18 protein-coding genes are annotated in these 20,407 nt (G+C 63.0%); 5 read left to right on the plus strand and 13 right to left on the minus strand.

All coding sequences use genetic code 11. The annotated features are described in order from the left end of the window. Window positions 1–139: 139 nt before the first annotated feature. The 3 genes from CCZ28_RS11685 to CCZ28_RS11695 all read right to left on the minus strand — a co-directional run bounded on the left by CCZ28_RS11685 (window position 140) and on the right by CCZ28_RS11695 (window position 3,651). Window positions 140–628 (minus strand): TIGR00645 family protein, encoded by a 489-nt coding sequence (locus CCZ28_RS11685; protein ID WP_058760767.1) that lies wholly within the window; start codon window positions 626–628, stop codon window positions 140–142. Between the two features lie 74 nt (window positions 629–702). Further along, window positions 703–1,044, minus strand: coding sequence for a hypothetical protein (locus tag CCZ28_RS11690; protein WP_140218185.1), 342 nt, complete (start codon window positions 1,042–1,044; stop codon window positions 703–705). 162 nt (window positions 1,045–1,206) lie between these two features. Beyond that, on the minus strand, window positions 1,207–3,651 hold the full coding sequence (locus CCZ28_RS11695; RefSeq protein ID WP_140218187.1) for a Lon protease family protein: 2,445 nt from the start codon (window positions 3,649–3,651) through the stop codon (window positions 1,207–1,209). A gap of 227 nt (window positions 3,652–3,878) precedes the next feature. Here CCZ28_RS11695 and CCZ28_RS11700 point away from each other — a divergent pair, with 227 nt between their 5' ends. The 3 genes from CCZ28_RS11700 (at window position 3,879) to CCZ28_RS11710 (ending at window position 5,692) form a co-directional block, all read left to right on the plus strand. After that, complete coding sequence (locus tag CCZ28_RS11700; protein ID WP_140218189.1) at window positions 3,879–4,223, plus strand: hypothetical protein; 345 nt, start codon at window positions 3,879–3,881, stop codon at window positions 4,221–4,223. Window positions 4,224–4,292: 69 nt separating this feature from the next. Next, complete coding sequence (locus CCZ28_RS11705) at window positions 4,293–5,156, plus strand: EamA family transporter (protein WP_140218191.1); 864 nt, start codon at window positions 4,293–4,295, stop codon at window positions 5,154–5,156. A gap of 41 nt (window positions 5,157–5,197) precedes the next feature. Beyond that, window positions 5,198–5,692, plus strand: coding sequence for a gluconokinase (locus tag CCZ28_RS11710; protein ID WP_140218193.1), 495 nt, complete (start codon window positions 5,198–5,200; stop codon window positions 5,690–5,692). Between the two features lie 17 nt (window positions 5,693–5,709). Here CCZ28_RS11710 and CCZ28_RS11715 read toward each other — a convergent pair whose 3' ends face one another. The 9 genes from CCZ28_RS11715 to CCZ28_RS11755 form a co-directional block, all read right to left on the minus strand. Beyond that, window positions 5,710–6,504 carry a thymidylate synthase gene (locus CCZ28_RS11715; protein WP_140218195.1) on the minus strand — a complete coding sequence of 265 codons (795 nt, stop codon included), beginning with the start codon at window positions 6,502–6,504 and terminating at the stop codon, window positions 5,710–5,712. 206 nt (window positions 6,505–6,710) lie between these two features. Beyond that, window positions 6,711–7,607, minus strand: coding sequence for an ABC transporter permease subunit (locus tag CCZ28_RS11720; RefSeq protein ID WP_140218197.1), 897 nt, complete (start codon window positions 7,605–7,607; stop codon window positions 6,711–6,713). Next, entirely contained in the window at window positions 7,604–8,512 is a 909-nt protein-coding gene (locus CCZ28_RS11725) for an ABC transporter permease subunit (protein ID WP_058793478.1), read from the minus strand. The genes CCZ28_RS11720 and CCZ28_RS11725 overlap by 4 nt, the downstream gene beginning before the upstream one ends. Continuing rightward, window positions 8,509–9,663, minus strand: a complete 1,155-nt coding sequence (gene potA / locus CCZ28_RS11730; protein ID WP_140218199.1) for a polyamine ABC transporter ATP-binding protein — start codon at window positions 9,661–9,663, stop codon at window positions 8,509–8,511. Before potA ends, CCZ28_RS11725 begins: the two co-directional genes overlap by 4 nt. A 55-nt stretch (window positions 9,664–9,718) precedes the next feature. After that, window positions 9,719–10,759, minus strand: a complete 1,041-nt coding sequence (locus CCZ28_RS11735; protein ID WP_205894675.1) for a polyamine ABC transporter substrate-binding protein — start codon at window positions 10,757–10,759, stop codon at window positions 9,719–9,721. A gap of 170 nt (window positions 10,760–10,929) precedes the next feature. After that, window positions 10,930–12,030, minus strand: coding sequence for a polyamine ABC transporter substrate-binding protein (locus tag CCZ28_RS11740; RefSeq protein WP_140218203.1), 1,101 nt, complete (start codon window positions 12,028–12,030; stop codon window positions 10,930–10,932). 106 nt (window positions 12,031–12,136) lie between these two features. Next, complete coding sequence (locus CCZ28_RS11745) at window positions 12,137–13,495, minus strand: aspartate aminotransferase family protein (RefSeq protein ID WP_140218205.1); 1,359 nt, start codon at window positions 13,493–13,495, stop codon at window positions 12,137–12,139. A 22-nt stretch (window positions 13,496–13,517) separates the two neighbouring features. After that, window positions 13,518–14,876, minus strand: coding sequence for a glutamine synthetase family protein (locus tag CCZ28_RS11750; RefSeq protein ID WP_140218207.1), 1,359 nt, complete (start codon window positions 14,874–14,876; stop codon window positions 13,518–13,520). Between the two features lie 34 nt (window positions 14,877–14,910). Then, window positions 14,911–15,660, minus strand: coding sequence for a gamma-glutamyl-gamma-aminobutyrate hydrolase family protein (locus tag CCZ28_RS11755; protein ID WP_140218209.1), 750 nt, complete (start codon window positions 15,658–15,660; stop codon window positions 14,911–14,913). Window positions 15,661–16,067: 407 nt separating this feature from the next. Between CCZ28_RS11755 and CCZ28_RS11760 the strand changes: the two genes are divergently transcribed. After that, a complete protein-coding gene (locus tag CCZ28_RS11760) occupies window positions 16,068–17,444 on the plus strand; it encodes a glutamine synthetase family protein (RefSeq protein ID WP_140218211.1) in 1,377 nt (458 codons plus the stop codon). Between the two features lie 225 nt (window positions 17,445–17,669). After that, entirely contained in the window at window positions 17,670–18,767 is a 1,098-nt protein-coding gene (gene aguA, locus CCZ28_RS11765; RefSeq protein WP_140218213.1) for an agmatine deiminase, read from the plus strand. A gap of 63 nt (window positions 18,768–18,830) precedes the next feature. Here the strand turns inward: aguA and CCZ28_RS11770 are convergent, their stop codons facing one another. Then, window positions 18,831–20,192, minus strand: coding sequence for an OprD family porin (locus CCZ28_RS11770; protein WP_140218215.1), 1,362 nt, complete (start codon window positions 20,190–20,192; stop codon window positions 18,831–18,833). Window positions 20,193–20,407 lie beyond the last annotated feature (215 nt).

Genomic DNA, 20,407 nt, shown 5'->3' on the forward strand with positions numbered 1-20,407 from the left:
CGCAGTCTGCGACGAAAAAGCGCCGCCAAAATTGTGCAGATAACTTCTGAAACACCACACTAGGACAGACAAGCGCAGCGGCGCAATCCACAAAGCGTAAGCAGAGATACCAGCGGTAGACGAGCGGTGAGCTCTGTCGTCAATGCTTGGTCAGGCGATCCAGATAACCCATGGCGAAAGCCGATATCACGAATACCAGGTGGATGATCACGTACCACTTCAGGTATTCGGGATTGGTGTTCTGGGCATCCATGAAGATGCGTAGCAGATGGATCGAGGAGATGGCGACGATGGACGCGGCCACCTTGTTCTTCAGCGAACCCGAATCCATCTTGCCCAGCCAGCTGAGCTTTTCCGAGCCTTCGTCGATATCCAGTTGGGAGACGAAGTTCTCGTAGCCGGAGATCATCACCATGACCAGCAGGCCACCGACCAGCGCCATGTCGATGAGCGACAGCACCAGCAGGATCAGCTCGGCTTCAGTGGATTCAAAGATATGCGGCAGGACGTGGAAGACTTCCTGGAAGAACTTGAGCGCCAGCAGGATCAGGGCCAGCGACAGCCCCATATAGATGGGCGCCAGCAACCAACGGGAGGCGTAAAGGACTTTTTCGATCAGACGTTCCATGCAGACTCGCTCGGTTCAGGACAGCCGCGCGAGTATACCTACACCATTACCGACGACAATGCGACGCCTTGTCGTCAGGCGTCGGGACCGACCTGGAAACGCACCTGATGATGGGCGCGTTCACCGTTCATCTTGCGCAGCTCGCTCTGCATGTGCAGGCGCCAGATCTGGGTTTCTTCGACCTGGATGTAGCCTTGCTCGACCAGGTTCTCGGCGATGGCGGTCATGACGCCCTCGGCGGCCTTGGGTCCGTGGAAGGGGCCCTGGGCCTTGATGGCAGTTGGCTGCTGGCCGTTGAGACCAGCGGCGCACAGCAGCGTCCACAGACCCTGCTCCTGACCGAGCGGCTTGATCTCGCATTCGATGCGGGTGACGAGGCCCAGGCAGGGACGGATCAGGGTGATAGTGCGGGACATGGCGTCATCCTCTCGAAGCGCTCGATACTCACCGGTCCTAAGGCCAGAGGTATCCACACAAGCTGTGGACAACTCTGTTGGTCAACAGGGGGCAAGCGGGTCTGGGCGCCGTGCTGCTTGGGCTGCAGCGCCTTGTACAAAATCCGACCTGCCCCCTGGGACTCAGTTCTGCTCCGTTTCGTTGTTTTTGGCTTTTGCCTTGGAGTTATCACTGAGTTTGTCAGCCAGTTCATCTTCCAGTTCGAGCTCGGCAATGTCCTTGAGACGCTGCACCACCCGCGCGTTGACACTGCCCTCGGGGAAGCGGCCACGGGCGTCGGGTGCGCCGGCCGGCTCGCCGACCAGCAACGACAGGGCCTCGTCTGCCTGACGGACGGCATAGACATGGAACAGCCCTGCACGCACCGCTTCCAGCACGGTTTCGTCGAGCATCAGGTTGGTCACGTTGGCGCGCGGAATGATGACGCCCTGCTCGCCGGTGAGGCCACGGGCCTGGCAGAGACGGAAGAAGCCTTCGATCTTCTCGTTCACGCCACCGACCGGCTGCACCTCGCCAAACTGGTTGATGGAGCCCGTGATGGCGAAGCATTGCTTGAGCGGGGTGCGCGACAGCGCGGAGATCAGGGTGCAGGCCTCACCCAGGGAGGCACTGTCGCCGTCGACATAGCCGTAGGATTGCTCCAAGGCGATGCTGGCCGAGATCGACAGCGGGAATTCCTGGGCATAGCGACTGCCGAGGTAGCCGGTGAGGATCATCACGCCCTTGGAGTGGATGGGCTGGCCGAGACTGACCTCGCGCTCGATGTCGAGGATGCCGCTGGCCCCGGGATAGACGGTGGCGGAAATCCGCGCCGGCATGCCAAAGGCGGAATCGGCCACCTCCAGCACGGTAAGGCCGTTGCACTTACCCACCGCCGCGCCCTGGGTATCGATTAGGATGAGCCCGGTGAGCATGTCGTCCAGCACCCTGGCGCAGACGCGTCCGGTACGGGTCTCCTTGGCCTTGAGGGCACGCTCGACGTGGCCCTTGTCGGTGCGCTCGTCCCCCGCCAGCTGGCGGATGAAATCGGCCTCGCTGACCAGTTGGAACAGATCGCCGATACGAGCCGACAGCCGACCCTGATGCTCGGCCAGCCGCGCGCTGTAGGTGGCCAGGCGGGCGACGGCAGCGGACGTCAGGGGCGCCATGCCCTCCTCCGAGGTGCGCGTCTTGAGCAACTGGGCGAATTGCTCGAGGCTTTCGTCGCGCAGCGGCAGCTCTTCATCGAAGTCCACCAGGACCCGGAACATCTCTTGGAAGTCCGAATCGACCTCTTGCAGGGTGTAATAGATGTTGCGCGAGCCGATGATGATGACCTTGAGCTGCAGCGGGATCTGCTGCGGCGCCAGGCTCATGGCGGTGAGCCGCCCCAGTTCGGCCAGCGGCGATTCCATCTTCAGTTGGCGCGAATGCAGCGCGCGCTTGAGAGCGTCCCAGACGAAGGGCTCGGTCAGCAGCTTTTCCGCCTCGACGATCAGGAAGCCGCCATTGGCGCGATGCAAGGCACCCGGGCGCAGCTGCCGATAGTTGGTGTAGAGCGCACCCTGGTCGGACTGATATTCGATGCGACCGAAGAGATTGTCGTAGGTCGGATGGGGCTCGAACACCACAGGCGCGCCGCCGGTGGCGTGGTGGCCGATGATCAGATTGGGCTCGTACTGCTCGCGCAGCTCCTTGCGCCTTTGCATGTCGGGCTTGGCGTCGTCGGCCAGTTGCTCGACCACCGTCTTGAGCAGGTCCACCTGCATGGCCTGCAGATAGGCGCAGACGCCGGGGTTGTCGTTGTACTTCTCCGACAACGGCGCCAGCAGTGGTTGCAGGGCCTGGATGATGGTGTCTTCGTTCAGGGCCCGTAGCTGGTTGCTCGATTCCCGACGCCATTGCGGCAGGCTCGACAGCTCTTCGTTGAGCTGCTCTTCGAGACTGGAGATGTCGGCGTGGAAGCGCTCGCGCTCGGCCTCGGGCAACTGGGCGAATTCGGCTTCATCCAGCGCCTTGCCGTCCTTCATGGGGGTGAAGGCGACATTATTGGCATCGCGGTAGAGGGCGATCTCCTTTTCCAGGGCGAGCTTTTCCACCACGTCCAGCGCCTGGTCGTAGCGCTGGTTGAAGGCGCGCTCGATGGCGTTCTTCTTCTGCTGGAAGGCCGGATGCTCGAACACTGCCGGAAAGGTGGCCAGCAGGTTGTCGATGAAATGGGCGATGTCGGCCACGAAGGCCTCGCCCTCGCCGGGCGGCAATTCCAGGACGCTGGGTGCACGGGGTTCGTCGAAATGATTCAGGTAGACCCAGTCGTTCGGCGTGGGCTGACGCTTGGCTTCGGCCTTGAGATAGCGCTGGACGAAGGAGAAACGACCGGTGCCCGGTTCGCCCATGACGAAGACGTTGTAGCCGGGCCGCGGCATGGCCACCCCGAACTGCAGGGCTTCCACCGCGCGCTCCTGCCCCAGGATGCCGCGGAAGGGTTCGAGCTGATCGGTATCGGTGAAGGAGAATTGTTCGGGAGCGAAGGGGCGGGTCAGCTCATCGGGAGCGAGCCGGAGACCGGCCGCGACGGGATCGTGCATCGTAAGTCCTTGTCAGGCATGCAAGCAGTGTCCGCATTCTGCGACCGGTTCGACGAGGTAGGCAAGGCGAGCGGCGCTCTGCCGTGCAATTTGTCAGCGCGCCGAAAGCGGTTGCAGCGACGTCCGTCGGCCATTTGCCACGGCTGCGTTTTTTGACGAATTTCTCACAGGACGCTGGCTAAGCTGTAGGTATGGGGGTCAGTCGTTGGATCCCGTGAGGAGGCCCGATGGCTGTCTTCCGTCGTATCGCTCTGTTGTCCGCCCTGCTGTCCATGCTGACGGCCTGTGCCAGCTACCACGATCAATTGATCGCCCAGGGTTATCCACCCGCCTATGCCGATGGCTTCAGCGATGGCTGCCAGACCGGCAAGCAGGCAGTGAACGGCATCGGCTACGTGCACAAGGATCTACGCCGTTTCGCCGGGGAGAAGCCCTATCAGCAAGGCTGGGACGCCGGCTACGCACAATGCGTGCAGACCGCCCAACGCGATGAGCAGGAGCGCTTTCACGAGCAGATACGGGAGAATCGTGAAAGCCCCGAGCAACTTCACCTGCGCTCCAAAACACGCTGAGGTCGCCGTCGTCCTTGCGTGCCCGGGGAGATGACCTATGCTGGCGGGCCCGCTAGTCGAGCCCTGCCGATGTCTTCCCGCTCCCCACTGTTCGCCGTCGCCCTGCTGCTGGTCGCCATGACCTCGATCCAGGCGAGTGCCAGCCTCGCCAAGACACTCTTCTTGCGCCTCGATCCGGTGGGCGTCACCACCTTGCGGCTGATCTTCGCCGCCTTGGTCTTGCTGGCCGTGCTGCGCCCCTGGCGTACTTTCCGACGCGAAGCCCTGGGCAGTCTGGTGGGCTATGGCGTTGCCATGGGCGTGATGAACCTGAGTATCTACCTGGCCATGCAGCGCCTGCCGATCGGTATCGCCGTGGGCCTGGAGTTCGTCGGCCCGCTGGTGGTGGCGCTGTGCGCGCTGCGCCGCTGGCTGGATCTGCTGTGGATCGCTCTGGTGATCGCCGGGCTGGCGGTGCTGCTGCCCTTCGGCCACAACGCTTCGGCCCTGGACCCGCTGGGCACGGCCCTGGCCTTGGGCGCCGGCGCCTGCTGGGCGCTGTACATCGTGCTGGGCAAGCGTGCCGGTGCGGTGCATGGCACCGCTACCGTGGCCCTGGGTGCCACCATCGGCGCCCTGGTGATCCTGCCCCTGGGCATCGTGCACAGCGGCAGCAACCTGTTGAAACCAGAAATCTGGCCGCTGGCCCTGGGGCTGGCGCTGCTGTCCACCGCCCTGCCCTATGCCTTGGAAATGATGGCCCTGACCCGCCTGCCGGCCGCGACCTTCGGTACGCTGATGAGCCTGGAACCCGCGCTGGGCGCTCTCTCCGGCTGGGTATTCCTCGGCGAGATCCTCGGCATCGCCCAGTGGTTCGCCCTGGCCTGCATCATCGCGGCCTCGATTGGCGCGACCTGGAGCAGTCGCCTGACCCCGGAGCAAACGCCGCTCTAGAGACTCTATAACGAAGCGAATCCTCACGCGGAGTACCGGCGATGATCTATCTGATAATGGGTGTCTCGGGCAGTGGCAAGACCACCCTGGGTGAAAAGCTCGCCAACCGACTGGGCTGTCGCTTCGACGATGCCGACACCTTTCACAGCCAGGCCAACAAGGACAAGATGGCGCGCGGCATCGCCCTCACCGACGAGGATCGTTGGCCTTGGCTGGATGCCATCCACGACGCCATGCAGCAGGCCCAGGCCGAGGGCACGACCCGGGTGTTCGCCTGCTCGGCGCTGAAAAAAGTCTATCGCGACCGCCTGCTGAACGGCCTCGAAGGCGTCCGCCTGCTGTTTCTCAAGGGCTCACCGGAGCTGTTGGCCGAGCGCATCGGCAGCCGCCGCGGGCACTTCTTCGATCCCAAGCTGCTGCAAAGCCAACTCGATACCCTGGAAGCGCCCGACCATCTCGAAGCCCAGGTACTGGACGTGCGCAAGTCGCCCGAACAGTTGGTGGACGAGGTGCTGGCGCCCAGCCATAGCGCCTGAGCGCCTCGACCGCCGTCTCAGACCGCGACCGGTGCCTTGATGTGCGGATGGGCCTGGTAGCCTTCCAGCTCGAAGTCCTCGAAACGGAAGGCGAACAGGTCCTGCACCTCTGGATTGAGCTTCATGGTCGGCAACGGCAGCGGCTCGCGCGTCAGTTGCAGATCGGTCTGCTCCAGATGGTTGGCGTAGAGATGGCAGTCGCCACCGGTCCAGATGAATTCGCCGGGTTGCAGGCCGGTCACCTGGGCCACCATCAGGGTCAGCAGCGCATAGCTGGCGATATTGAAGGGCACCCCGAGGAAGATGTCGGCGGAACGCTGGTACAGCTGGCAGCTCAGGCGACCGTCGGCCACATAGAACTGGAACAGCGCATGGCACGGCGGCAGGGCCATCTCGTCCACCAGCGCCGGATTCCAGGCCGAGACGATCAGCCGGCGCGAATCGGGCTTGGCGCGGATCATGTCCACCACCCCGGCGATCTGGTCGATGTGCCGGCCATCCGGTGCCGGCCAGCTGCGCCACTGGTAGCCGTAGACCGGACCCAGCTCGCCGTTCTCATCGGCCCATTCGTCCCAGATGGAGACGCCGTTTTCCTTCAGGTAGCGGATGTTGGTATCGCCCTGCAGGAACCACAGCAATTCATGGATGATGGATCTGAGGTGGCACTTCTTGGTGGTGACCAGCGGAAAGCCCTCGGCCAGGTCGAATCTCATCTGGTAGCCGAACACGCTGTAGGTGCCAGTGCCGGTGCGGTCGCTCTTGAAGGTGCCGTGTTCGCGCACATGGCGCATCAGGTCGAGGTACTGTTTCATGGGGCCGCTTATTCGTTGCGTTGCAGTGCTTCGAATTTTAGCAAACAACGGCCCTCACCCTAACCCTCTCCCAGTGGGAAAGGGGATGAAAGGCTCCTGAGCTGCTGGCCAGAGACGGCTACGAACCGCTGCAGTACAGTTCCGTGCAGTACCTGCAATGGCCCTCACCCTAGCCCTCTCCCAAAGGGAGAGGGGATGAAAGCCGCTCAGCTGTTGGCGGGGGGTGCCGTGAGGGTCGCCGTTTCGCGGTCGCGCTGGGTGATCTCCGAAGCCGTGGCATCCATGGCTTCCTGCAGCCCTTGCAGGCGCTTCTTCTCGGCGCGCCGGGTGAAGTACCAGGCGAAGAAGGTGAACAGCGAGACCGCCAGCAGGATGAGGCTGGCGATGGCGTTGATCTCCGGCTTCACGCCCAGCCGCACCGCCGAGAACACCTCCATCGGCAGGGTGGTCGAGCCGGGGCCGGAGACGAAGCTCGCCAGCACCAGGTCGTCCAGCGACAGGGCGAAGGACATCATGCCGCCGGCTGCCAGCGAGGGGGCGATCATGGGAATGGTGATCAACAGGAACACCTTCCACGGCCGCGCCCCCAGGTCCATGGCCGCTTCCTCGATGGACAGGTCCAGCTCGCGCAGGCGCGCCGACACCACCACCGCCACATAGGACGAGCAGAAGCTGGTGTGGGCAATCCAGATGGTGGCCACGCCGCGATCCTGCGGCCAGCCGATCAGTTGCGCCATGGAGACGAACAGCAGCAGCAGCGACAGACCGGTGATCACCTCGGGCATCACCAGCGGCGCCGTAACCATGCCACCGAACAGGGTGCGACCGCGAAAGCGCGGGATACGGGTCAGCACGAAAGCCGCCAGGGTACCCAGGATCACCGAGGAGATGGCCGTGTAGAAGGCGATTTCCAGGGAGCGGAACACGGCACCCATCAGCTGGCTGTTGTCCACCAGGCCGACGTACCACTTCACCGACCAGCCACCCCAGACGGTCACCAGGCGCGACTCGTTGAAGGAGTAGATGACCAGGATGACCATCGGCAAGTAGATGAACAGCAGCCCGAGCACCAGCATCAGGTTGGTGAACTTGAGGCCTCTCATAGCTTGCCCTCCAGCTCTTTAGCCTGGTTGCGGTTGAACAGCACGATGGGCACGATGAGGATCAGCAGCATCAACACCGCCAGGGCGGACGCCACCGGCCAGTCGCGGTTGTTGAAGAATTCCTGCCAGAGCACCCGGCCGATCATCAGGGTTTCCGGGCCCCCGAGCAGCTCGGGAATGACGAACTCGCCCACCGCCGGGATGAACACCAGCATGCAGCCGGCGATGATGCCGTTCTTCGACAGCGGCACGGTGATCTTCCAGAAGCTGGTGAAGCGGCTGGCACCCAGGTCCGCTGCGGCTTCCAGCAGGGTCAGGTCGTGCTTCACCAGGTTGGCGAACAGCGGCAGGATCATGAACGGCAGGTAGGAATAGACGATGCCCAGGTACACCGCGAAGTTGGTGTTGAGCATCTGCAGCGGACTGCTGATGACGCCCAGGCTCATCAGGAAGCTATTGATCAGGCCGTTGGTGGAGAGCAGCCCCATCCAGGCATAGACGCGGATCAGAATCGCTGTCCAGGTCGGCATCATGATCAGCAGCAGCAACACCGTCTGCTTTTCACGACTGGCCCGGGCGATGGCATAGGCCATGGGATAGCCGATCAGCAGGCAGATCAGGGTGCTGATGCCGGCTATCTTCAGCGAGCCGAGATAGGCGTCCAGATACAGCGGATCGCCGGTGAACATCAGGTAGTTGCCGAAGTTGAGCGCAATGTTCAACTGTTGGTCGGCGTAGCTGAACAGCTCGGTATAGGGCGGGATGGCCACGTCCGCCAGCGAGAAACTGATCTTGAGCACGATCAGGAACGGCAGCAGGAAGAACAGGAACAGCCAGACGAAGGGCACGCCGATGGTCAGGCGGCGGCCGTCCAGCAGGCGCTTGAGCAAGGGAGGTTTGGTCATGCTTGCAGTACCACGCCGCTGTCGTCTTCCCAATACACCACCACGGAGTCGTCCCAGGTCGGCCGCTTGCCATGCCGCTCGGCGTTGGCAATGAAGCACTGGACGATCTGCCCGGACGTGAGCTTGACGTAGTAGACCGAGTGCCCGCCCAGATAGGCGATGTCGTGCACGGTGCCGCTGGCCCAGTTGTAGTCGGGATGCTCGTGGTCTTCGGGCAACTTACTGGCCATCAGCAACTTTTCCGGGCGCAGGGCATAGGTCACGCGCTTGTCCTGGGCCCGGGTGCTGATACCGTGGCCGACATAGATGGGCCGCTCGAGTTGTGGGCTGGCAATGGTTGCCCAGCCTTCCCAATCCTCCAGCAGCTCGCCGTCGAAGATATTCACGCTGCCGATGAACTCGCAGACCAGCCGGCTCGCCGGGGTCTCGTAGATGTCCATGGGGCTGCCCACCTGGGCGATCCAGCCCAGGTGCATGATGGCGATGCGCTCGGCCATGGTCATGGCCTCTTCCTGGTCGTGGGTCACCATCACGCAGGTCACGCCCACGCGCTCGATGATCTCCACCAGCTCCAGCTGCATCTGCGAGCGCAGCTTCTTGTCCAGGGCACCCATGGGTTCGTCGAGCAAGAGCAGCTTGGGCCGCTTGGCCAGGGAACGTGCCAGGGCCACCCGCTGGCGCTGGCCACCGGAGAGCTGGTGCGGCTTGCGCTTGGCGTACTGGGTCATGTGCACCAGCTTGAGCATCTCGGCCACCCGGGCGTCGATCTCGGCCTTGGGCAGCTTGTCCTGCTTGAGGCCGAAGGCGATGTTCTGCTCCACGCTCATGTGCGGGAACAGCGCATAGGACTGGAACATCATGTTGATCGGCCGCTCGTAGGGCGGCATGTCGGTGATGTCCACCCCATCGAGGAAGATGCGCCCTTCGGTGGGCCGCTCGAAGCCGGCCAGCATGCGCAGCAAGGTCGACTTGCCCGAGCCGGAGCCGCCGAGCAAGGCGAAGATCTCGCCCTTGTTGATGGTCAGGGAGACGTCGTCGACCGCGACGGTTTCGTCGAATTTCTTGGTGACCCGGTCGATCTTGACCAGGACTTCCTTGGCTTTCTTGTCGCCGGTGGCGGCTTTCTTGAAGGCACTGGTGGCAGTCGCCATGTACATCTCCCCAGGAAAATCGGGGGACCGGCCGGGCCGGTCCGCTTAGCGTTGGTTATTTGCCGGACTTGACCCGCGTCCAGCTACGGGTCTCCAGGCGCAGGATCTGCGGGGGCAGCTCCTTCATGACGTACAGCTTGTCCATCACCGCGGGTGGCGGATAGACGGTTTCGTCCTGCCGCAACTCGGCATTCATCAACTCGCCCGCCTTGGGATTGGGGTTGGCGTAGCCGACGTAATCACTGACCTTGGCGATCACCTCGGGCCGCAGCAGATAGTTGATGAAGGCATGGGCCTCCTTCACGTTCTGCGCATCCTTGGGGATGGCCAGGAGGTCGAACCAGAGGTTCGCGCCCTCCTTGGGAATCGCATAGCCGATGTTGACGCCCTTCTTCGCTTCCTCGGCACGCGAACGCGCCTGAAAGACATCGCCGGAATAACCGAAGGCCACGCAGATGTTGCCGTTGGCAAGGTCCGAGATGTACTTGGAGGAATGGAAATAGGTGATGTACGGCCGGACCTTGAGCAGTTGCGCCTCGGCCTTCTTGTAGTCGTCAGGGTTGGTGCTGTTGGGGTCGAGCCCCAGGTACTGCAATACCGCCGGATAGACCTCATCGGGCGAATCCATGAAGGAGACACCGCACTTGCTCAGTTTCTTGAGGTTCTCGGGTTCGAACAGGATGGCCCAGGAATCGAGCTTGTCGGTGCCCAGGGCGGCCTTGACCTTGTCGACATTGTACCCGATCCCGTTGGTACCCCACAGGTAAGGCACGCCGTACTGGTTGCCCGGATCGCTTTTTCCCAGCTGCTTGAGCAGCGCCGGATCGAGATTCTGCCAGTTCGGCAACTGGCTCTTGTCCAGTTTCTGGAAGGCGCCTGCCTTGATCTGCTTGGCCAGGAAGTTGCTCGAAGGCACCACCACGTCGTATCCGGTATGCCCGGCCAGCAGCTTGCCCTCGAGGGTCTCGTTGGAGTCGAAGACATCGTAGACCGGCGTGATGCCGGTAGCCTTCTGGAAGTCCTCCAGCGTGGTCTCGCCGACGTAATCGCTCCAGTTGTAGACACGAACCGTCGGCTCGGCAATGGCAGTGCCCATGACGGTCAAGGTGGTCACGGCCAGCAGGGTTTTACGCAACGAAGGCACAGGCGGCTCCTTTACTTGATGGGCATCGGTGCTGACGCCTTTTTCAGCGGTCCATACAGACGTACGGCACGCCGGAGGGGTCTCCGGCGTGCCGTCCTTTCATCCGCACGCGGCGGCAGACATCACTTGCCGGACTTGATGGTGGTCCAGGTACGGGTCATCAGACGCTGGGTCTTGGCCGGAAGATCCGGGAAGGCGTACAGCTTGCCCATGGTTTCCGCGGTCGGGTAGATGCCCGGATTGGTGCGGATCTCTTCGGCCACCAGCGGGGTCGCCGCCTTGTTGCCGTTGGGATACTGCACGTAGTCGGTGATCGCGGCGATCACCTTGGGCTCCATGATGTAGTTAATGAACTTGAGCGCGCCCTCAGGATTCTCGGCATCCTTCGGAATGGCCATGGTGTCGAAGAAGGTACCGGCGCCTTCCTTGGGAATGTTGTAGGCCACGGTCACGCCGTTCTTGGCGTCGGCCGCGCGGGCCTTGGCCTGGGCGATGTCGCCGGAGTAACCGACGGCCACGCAGATGTTGCCGTTGGCCAGGTCCGAGATGTACTTGGAGCTGTGGAAATAGGTGACGTACGGACGGATCTTGAGGAACAGCGCTTCGGCGGCCTTGATCTCCTTGGGATCCTGGCTATCCGGCTTGTAGCCGAGGTAGTGCAGGCCGGCCGGGATGATCTCGGTGGGCGAGTCCAGCATGGCGACACCACAGCCCTTGAGCTTGGACAGGTTCTCGGGCTTGAAGATCAGGTCCCAGGAATCCACCGGGGCGTTGTCGCCCAGCGCAGCCTTGACCTTGGCCGGGTTGTAGCCGATGCCGATGGTGCCCCACAGGTAGGGAATGGCGTACTTGTTGCCCGGGTCGCTGACTTCCAGGGTCTTCATCAGCTGCGGGTCCAGGTTGCCGTAGTTGGACAGCTTGGACTTGTCCAGCGGCTGGTAGACGCCGGCCTTGATCTGCTTGGCCAGGAAGGAGTTGGACGGCACCACCACGTCATAGCCCGAGTGACCGGCGAGCAACTTGGCTTCCAGGGTCTCGTTACTGTCGTAGACGTCGTAGACCACCTTGATCCCCGACTCCTTCTCGAAGTTGGCGATGGTGTCGGGGGCGATGTAGTCGTTCCAGTTGTAGACGTGCAGAACCTTGGGATCAGCCGCCAATGCCTGGCCAGCGAACAGGCCGGCCAGGCTTAGGGCCAGCAGAGTCTTGCCGAAAACTTTCATGCGGTGGTGCTCCTCAAGTCATCGTGTGGTCTTTTGTTTCGGTGCGCGGCCAGCGCCCGCGCGCAGTCTGGCAAGGTCCGCCGCTCGGCTCAAGCCTTGCGGGCCATCAGCCACGTCCGCGCAGCACCTCGTAGGTCTGATCGAGACTCCGGCGAGCCAAGGTGACCAGCTCGTCGATGGACTCGTGGGTGATGACCAGAGGGGGCGCGATGATCATGGTATCGCCCACCGCCCGCATCACCAGACCATTGCGGAAGCAGTGCTCGCGGCAGAGCATGCCGGCGCCACCTTCGTAGCGCGCTCGCGTCTGCTTGTCGCGTACCAGCTCCAGCGCGGCAACCATGCCAACACCGCGGGTCTCGCCCACCAAGGGATGGTCGGCCAGCTCCGCCCAGCGTTTATGCAAATAGGGTGCCGTGCTGCTGCGGACGCGGTCGACGATGCCTTCGTCACGCAGGATGCGGATGTTCTCCAGCGCCACGGCGGCGGCCACCGGATGCCCGGAATAGGTGAAGCCGTGATAGAACTCGCCGCCCTCGTCCAGCACCTTGACCACTTCGTCGCGCACCACCACGCCGCCCATGGGCACGTAGCCGGAGGTGAGGCCCTTGGCGATGGGCATCAGATCCGGGGTATTGCCGTAGTACTGGCTGCCGAACCACTCGCCGGTCCGGCCGAAGCCGCAGATGACCTCGTCGGCGATGAACAGGATGTCGTACTTGGCGAGGATCTGGCGTACCCGCGGCCAGTAGCTTTCGGGCGGAATGATCACACCACCGGCGCCCTGGATCGGCTCGGCGATGAAGGCGGCGACCCGCTCCTCGCCGACTTCGAGGATCTTTCGCTCCAGCTGATCGGCCGCCCAGATGCCGAATTCCTCCGGACTCTTCTCGCCGCCTTCGCCGAACCAGTAGGGCTGCGGGATGTGCACGATGTCGGGGAGCAGGCCACCCTGCTCGTGCATCGCCGCCATGCCGCCCAGACTGGCACCCGCCATGGTCGAGCCGTGGTAGCCATTCCAGCGGCCGATGACCACCCGCTTCTCCGGCTGGCCCTTGATCGCCCAATAATGGCGCACCAGACGCAGTACGGTGTCGTTGGCTTCCGAGCCCGAGCCGGTGAAGAAGACGTGGTTCATTCCTTCCGGTGCCAGTTCGGCGATGGCCTTGGCCAGCTCCAGCGCCGGCGGGTGGGCGGTCTGGAAGAACAGGTTGTAGTAGGGCAGCTCGCGCATCTGCCGGCTGGCGGCCTCCACCAGTTCCTCGCGGCCATAGCCGACGTTGACGCACCACAGCCCGGCCATGCCGTCGAGGATGCGCTGGCCGTCGCTGTCCCAGAGGTGAACGCCAGCGGCCTTGGTGATGATGCGCGCGCCCTTTTCGTTGAGCTGGCGGTAGTCGGTGAAGGGCGCCAACAGATGCCGACGACTCAGATCCTGCCAATGGGCGGTGGTAAAGGTAGTCACGAAGCCTCTCCTCGGATCGCGCTCAGACGCTGAGCAGCAGGAATTCCCGCTCCCACGAACTGATCACGCGCTTGTAATTCTCGTGTTCGGCGCGCTTCACCGCGACGTAGCCGCGGGTGAAGCGATTGCCCAGATAGCGTTCCAGGGTCGCCGACTGCTCCATGCGCTCCAGGGCCGCTTCCAGGGTCAGCGGCAGACGCAGGTTGCGCCGCTCGTAGCCACGCCCCTGTACCGGCGCGCTCGGCTCGACGCCTTCCACCATGCCCAGGTAGCCGCACAGCAGGCTGGCCGCGAGAGCCAGATAGGGGTTGGCATCGGCACCGGCCAGGCGATTCTCCACCCGGCGATTCTGCGGATCGGATTCCGGCACCCGCAGGCCGACGGTACGGTTCTCCTCACCCCACTCCACGTTCACCGGCGCCGAGGTATCGGGCAGGAAGCGGCGGAAGGAATTGACGTTGGGCGCGAACAGCGGCAAGGCCTCGGGGATGTACTTCTGCAAGCCGCCAATGTGGTGCAGGAACAACTCGCTCATGCTGCCGTCGGGATTGGAAAACACCGTCTTGCCGGTCTTGAGGTCCACCACGCTCTGGTGCAGGTGCATGGCACTGCCCGGCTCGCCGGTCATGGGCTTGGCCATGAAGGTGGCGGTCACGTTGTGCTTGAGCGCCGCTTCGCGCAGGGTCCGCTTGAAGACGAAGATCTGGTCGGCCAGGTGCAACGGATCGCCATGCCGGAAATTGATCTCCATCTGGGCGGTGCCTTCCTCGTGGATCAGGGTATCCAGATCCAGTTCCTGGGCCTCGCACCAGTCGTACATGTCTTCGAACAGCGGGTCGAATTCGTTGGCGGCATCGATGGAAAAGGACTGTCGCCCGGTCTCCTGGCGACCCGAGCGCCCCACCGGCGGCTGCAAGGGGTAGTCCGGGTCGTCGCTGCGCTTGGTCAGGTAGAACTCCATCTCCGGCGCGACGATGGGCTGCCAGCCGCGCTCGGCATAGAGTTTGAGTACCTTCTTGAGCAGATTGCGCGGCGACAGCTCGATGGGAATGCCGCGCTTGTCGTAGGTGTCGTGGATCACCAGGGCGGTGGGCTCCAGTGCCCAGGGCACCAGGAACACCGCGCGGTCGTCCGGCCGGCAGTGCATGTCGATATCGGCCGGATCGAGCAACTCGTAGTAGATGTCGTCGTCGACGTAGTCGCCGGTCACGCTCTGCAGGAGCACGCTCTCCGGCAGGCGCATGCCCTTTTCATTGAGGAACTTGGCGGTGGGAGAAATCTTGCCGCGGGCGATGCCGGTCAGGTCGGCGACCAGGCATTCCACTTCCGTGATCTTGCGTTCTTTCAACCAGGCGGTCAGCCGGTCAAGCGGGGTGCTCATAAAGACCTCGAAGGTTCGAGCGGGATAGATAGCCTCAACGAGCGGCAGCGCGCTCCTTGCAAGCGGTGCCGAACGCCTTGAACAAGGCAAGGTACACGGGATGGCTGCGCACCTTCCATTCCGGGTGCCACTGCACGCCGCAGGCGAAGGTACGGGCATCCTTGACCGAGACGGCCTCGATCAGGCCGTCGGGGGCGAGCGCCTCGGCACGCAGGCCAGGCGCGAGGCGGTCGATACCCTGGCCGTGGATGGAATTCACCTCGAAGCGTGCCGGCAGCGCTAGCGCCTCGAACAGGCCACCAGGCTGGACCTCGACCGGGTGGTGCAAGCCGTAGTGCTCTTCCAGCGTCTCGCCGCGCTCGCGGTGATCCATGAAGGGGCCGGCTTCGTGCACCTTCTGGTGCAGGCTGCCGCCGAAGGCCACGTTCATCTCTTGGAAACCCCGGCAGATGCCCAGTACCGGAACACCGGCGGCCACGGCTGCACGCAGCAACGGCAGGGTCACGGCATCGCGCGCGGCATCGTGCAGGGTACCGGGCTCGCTGGGAGTCCCCTGGTAGTGGTGGGGCTCGACATTGGACGGCGACCCGGTGAACAGCAGGCCGTCGAGGCGCTCGACCAGCGCCTCGGTGGCAATCAGCTCGGCCAGGGCGGGAATCACCAGGGGCATGCCCTCGGCCCCCTCCACCACGGCCCGCAAATACTTGTCGCCAGCGATGTGAAAGGGATGCAGACCGAGTTGCTTGGTACAGGCTGTAACACCGATGAGCGGCAGCGCAGGCATGGGACACCGGGGGTGATCGGGGATCATCCGAGCCTAGTCTTGTTCGTTTTTTTTCACAACCACCGGCAAAAACTTTCGAGATTCTGCACAGACTCGCCCAAACGCACCCTATTCCAGGCCAGCAAATGCGCCAAAAATAGGCACCTTCGCACCACCCGCGGGCACACCTGCCTCCAGTTGACTTTGGCCTGCCTTTCGGATTGACTCCAGTGTGGTAACTCCGCTGATTGATATTTTTAACAGGGGCGCTGGCAAAGCGTCGGAGCGCAGGCGAGACCGTACTCTCAGGTCGCTGTCGGATCGACAGCGGGCACTCGTGCCCTCACTGCGGTTGGCCCACTGGGCAAACAGGCGCGTCAGGCGCTAACCGTTTTGTCGAGCGCAGCCAAAAGCAAAGGTGTTTCATCATGTCGGTACCCCCGCGTGCCGTTCGTTTGGATGAAGCGACCGACTTCCTCAGGGAACATCCTGAGGTCCAGTTCGTCGATCTTCTGATTGCGGATATGAATGGCGTGGTGCGTGGCAAACGCATCGAGCGCAACAATCTGCCCAAAGTCTTCGAGAAAGGAATCAACCTCCCCGCTTCGCTCTTCGCCCTCGATATCACCGGCTCCACCGTCGAAAGCACCGGCCTCGGGCTCGACATCGGCGACGCCGACCGCGTCTGCTTCCCCATCACCGGCACCCTCTCCATGGAGCCCTGGCAGAAGCGCCCCACCGCGCAACTGCTGATGACCATGCACGAGATGGAAGGCGAGCCCTTCTTCGCCGACCCCCGTGAAGTCCTCCGCCAGGTCGTCCAACGCTTCGACGAACTGGGCCTCACCGTCTGCGCCGCCTTCGAGTTGGAGTTCTATCTGATCGATCAGGAGAACATCAACGGCCGCCCGCAACCACCGCGCTCGCCCATCTCCGGCAAGCGGCCCCAGTCGGTCCAGGTCTATTCCATGGACGATCTGGACGAATACGCCGACTGCCTGCAGGACATCATCGACGGCGCCCGCGCCCAGGGCATTCCGGCCGATGCCATCGTCGCCGAATCCGCGCCGGCCCAGTTCGAGGTCAACCTCAACCACGTCGCCGATCCGATCAAGGCCTGCGACTACGCCGTGCTGCTCAAGCGCCTGATCAAGAACGTCGCCTATGACCATGAGATGGACACCACCTTCATGGCCAAGCCCTATCCGGGCCAGGCGGGCAATGGTTTGCACGTGCACATTTCCCTGCTGGACAAGGACGGCCACAACATCTTCGCCGGCGAGGATCCCGAGCAGAACGCCGCGTTGCGTCACGCCATCGGCGGTGTGCTCGAGACCCTACCGGCCTGCATGGCCTTCCTCTGCCCCAACGTGAACAGCTACCGCCGCTTCGGTTCGCAGTTCTTCGTGCCCAATGCACCGAGCTGGGGCCTGGACAACCGCACCACCGCCCTGCGTGTCCCTACCGGCACGCCGGAAGCGCACCGTATCGAGCATCGGGTGGCTGGCGCCGATGCCAACCCCTACTTGCTGCTGGCTGGCGTCCTCGCTGGCGTTCACCACGGCCTGACCCGGCAGATCGAACCCGGTCCGGTCACCGAGGGCAACTCCTACGAGCAGCACGAGCAGAGCCTGCCGAACAACCTGCGCGACGCCCTGCGCTACCTGGACGACAGCTCGGTGATGGCGGAGTACATAGATCCCAAGTACATCGACATCTTCGTCGCCTGCAAGGAGCACGAGCTGGAGGAGTTCGAGCACTCCATCTCCGACCTCGAGTACAACTGGTACCTGCATACCGTGTAAGCAGGGCCTGCCGACCGGTTCCGCACCGGTCGGCCATTGTCTCCGCCAGGCACCGATCGCCCTAAGGGCCACTTGCTCGCCTGACGCTCCTAGCCCCATAGGAGATAGACTGCGCATCACGAATCATCCTTGTACTCGCCGCAGCCCTCGCGTGTTCGCACCCGAGGCGTCTTGCCGGCCTTTCCCTTTTCAGCCCACGAAGACTCTGGACGGAGAGCCTTGCCCATGACCACCCTCACCACGCCGCGCGCCGACGGCTTCCACATGCCGGCCGAATGGGCCGACCAGCGCCAGATCTGGATGGTCTGGCCCGAGCGCCCGGACAACTGGCGCCTGGGCGGCAAACCCGCCCAGGCAGCCTTCACCGCGGTCGCCCAGGCCATCGCCCGCTTCGAGCCGGTCACCATCGGCGCTTCGGCCGGCCAATACGAGAATGCCCGCGCGCGCCTGCAGCACCCGAACATCCGGGTAGTGGAGATCAGCAACGATGACGCCTGGTGTCGCGACACCGGCCCGACCTTCGTCAGCGACGGCCAGGGTGGCGTGCGCGGCGTCGACTGGAGCTTCAATGCCTGGGGCGGCCTGGACGGCGGTCTCTACTTCCCCTGGCAACGCGATGACCAGGTCGCCGGCAAGATCCTGGCCATCGAGAACCTGCCGGGTTACCGCACCCCCGATTTCGTTCTGGAAGGCGGCTCCATCCACGTGGACGGCGAAGGCACCCTGATCACCACCGAGGAATGCCTGCTCAACGCCAACCGCAATCCGCATCTGGATCGCCAGCAGATCGAGCGCTACCTCAGCGACTACCTGGCGGTGGACAAGGTCATCTGGTTGCCCCACGGCCTCTACAACGACGAGACCAATGGCCACGTGGACAACTTCTGCTGCTACGTGCGTCCCGGCGAGGTTCTGCTGAGCTGGTGCGACGACGAAACGGACCCCAACTACAGCCGCTGCCGCGAAGCCCTCGCCGTGCTTGAGCGCGAGACTGATGCCCGTGGCCGTGCCTTCAAGGTGCATCGCATCGTTACACCGGGCCCGCTGTTCTCCAGCGAGGAAGAGTGCCGCGACGTGGATGCCTGCCTGGGTACCCAGCCCCGCCGCGCCGGCGAGCGCCTGGCGGCCTCCTACGTCAACTTCCTGATCGTCAACGGCGGCATCATCGCCCCGACCTTCGATGTCCCCGAGGATGCCGAGGCCCTGCGCACCCTGCAGGCCTGCTTCCCGGAGCACGAGGTGGTCCAGGTACCCGGTCGCGAGATCCTGCTGGGCGGCGGCAATATCCACTGCATCACCCAGCAGCAGCCGACCGGTCGCTGAGTTTTTTCTGCGGCAATGAAAAAGCCCGTCTTGCGACGGGCTTTTTCTTGACCTGGACGCGGCTTAGAGCAGCGGCAGGGTGTAGCTGACGATCAGACGGTTCTCGTCCTGATCACGCTGGCTGGCAGCCGGCAGATCGGTACGGTACATCGCGTTACGCCAGGTGAAGCCCAGACCTTTCAGCTGGCCTTCCGGAATGACGTAGCTGACGGTCAGATCGCGCTCCCACTCCATGGAGTCACCGGCAGCGGTACGGATGTTGTCGCCACGCTGGTAGATGACACCAGCGGTCAGGCCTTTCGCGCCCAGCTGACCGAAGTCATAGGAGTAGCGAGCCTGCCAGGTGTCTTCGCCGGAACGGGTGAAGTTGTTGATCTGGATATCGGTGATGGTGTAGGTCGAAGCGCCACCAGCCTCGTTCAGATACGGGAAGTTGCTCTTGCCATTGGTGCTCTGGTAACCCAGGCCCAGGGTGTGACCGTAGATGGAGTAGGTAAACAGGCCGCTGTAGAGACGGTTATCCACTTCGCCACGGGTACGGCCAGCGCCATAGTAGCCAGAAGCGCCATACAGGGCGCCCTGGGTGTCGGCGTCCTTGTTGTCGCCGTTACCCTTGCTGTTGAAATAGCGCAGGTCGGTCTTGAAGGTACCGTCGCCCAGCTTGACGTTGTGGGTCAAACCCAGGAAGTGCTGGTTGTAGAAATCTTCCAGCTGACCGAAGTAGTACTGCAGGGTCAGGTCTTTGGTGACCTTGTAGTCACCGCCAATGAAGTTGAACTTGTTGCTGTCACGCGCAGTGGCGCCGCTATTGGAGCCGGCGATGGACAGTTGGTCCTGATCAGTGGAGTTGCGGTTCTTCGCGCTCTGCAATTGGCCGGCGGTCAGGGTCAGGTCCTTGATGTCCTTGGACGTGACCTGGGCGCCCTGATAAGTCTGGGGCAGCAGACGACCATCGTTGTAGACCGCGACCGGCAGCTTGGGCATCAGGGTGCCGTAGCGGAACTCGGTTTCGGAGATCTTCATCTTGGCGGTGGCGCCAACGCTGGAGAATTCGTGCACGGAGCTGTTGTCCGTATCACGCGGGAACATGGTGCCCGGCTGGTTGGAGTTGGTGGAGCGACCGGCATGGCCGCTGCCGTCGAGGCGCAGGCCCAGCATGCCAACGGCGTCGACGCCGAAACCAACGGTGCCCTGGGTGAAGCCCGACTGATAGTTCAGCAGGAAACCCTGACCCCACTCTTCTACCTTGGAGGGGTTACGCGCAGCGTAGGAAGCCTCGTTGCGGTTGTCGTTGTTGTAATAGAAGTTGCGCAGACTGAGGGTCGCTTTGCTGTCTTCAACGAAACCGGCAGCGTGGGATGCGGCAATCAGGGACAGGTTCAGGCAAGCCGCGGAGACCGCGACTACCAAGGGCTTCTTGACCATATGTGCTCCAGGGGTGAATCGTTGTTATGCAGCCACCAGAGGTGTCAGCGCCTGCTGGTGATATGCCCGACGGGCTATGCGGAAGGGAAAGCTAGAGGGCTTTTGTTTCAATTTGAGGAATTTTTCTGTGCCTGATCGACTTTTTGAAACACGACCTAGAGCACAGTCCCCCCGCCACTGTCTTCCACGTTGCGAAAGCTAATTGCAAAAAAGCA

Origin of the sequence: Pseudomonas oryzihabitans, from assembly GCF_006384975.1 — a bacterium.
Lineage (GTDB): Bacteria > Pseudomonadota > Gammaproteobacteria > Pseudomonadales > Pseudomonadaceae > Chryseomonas > Chryseomonas psychrotolerans_B.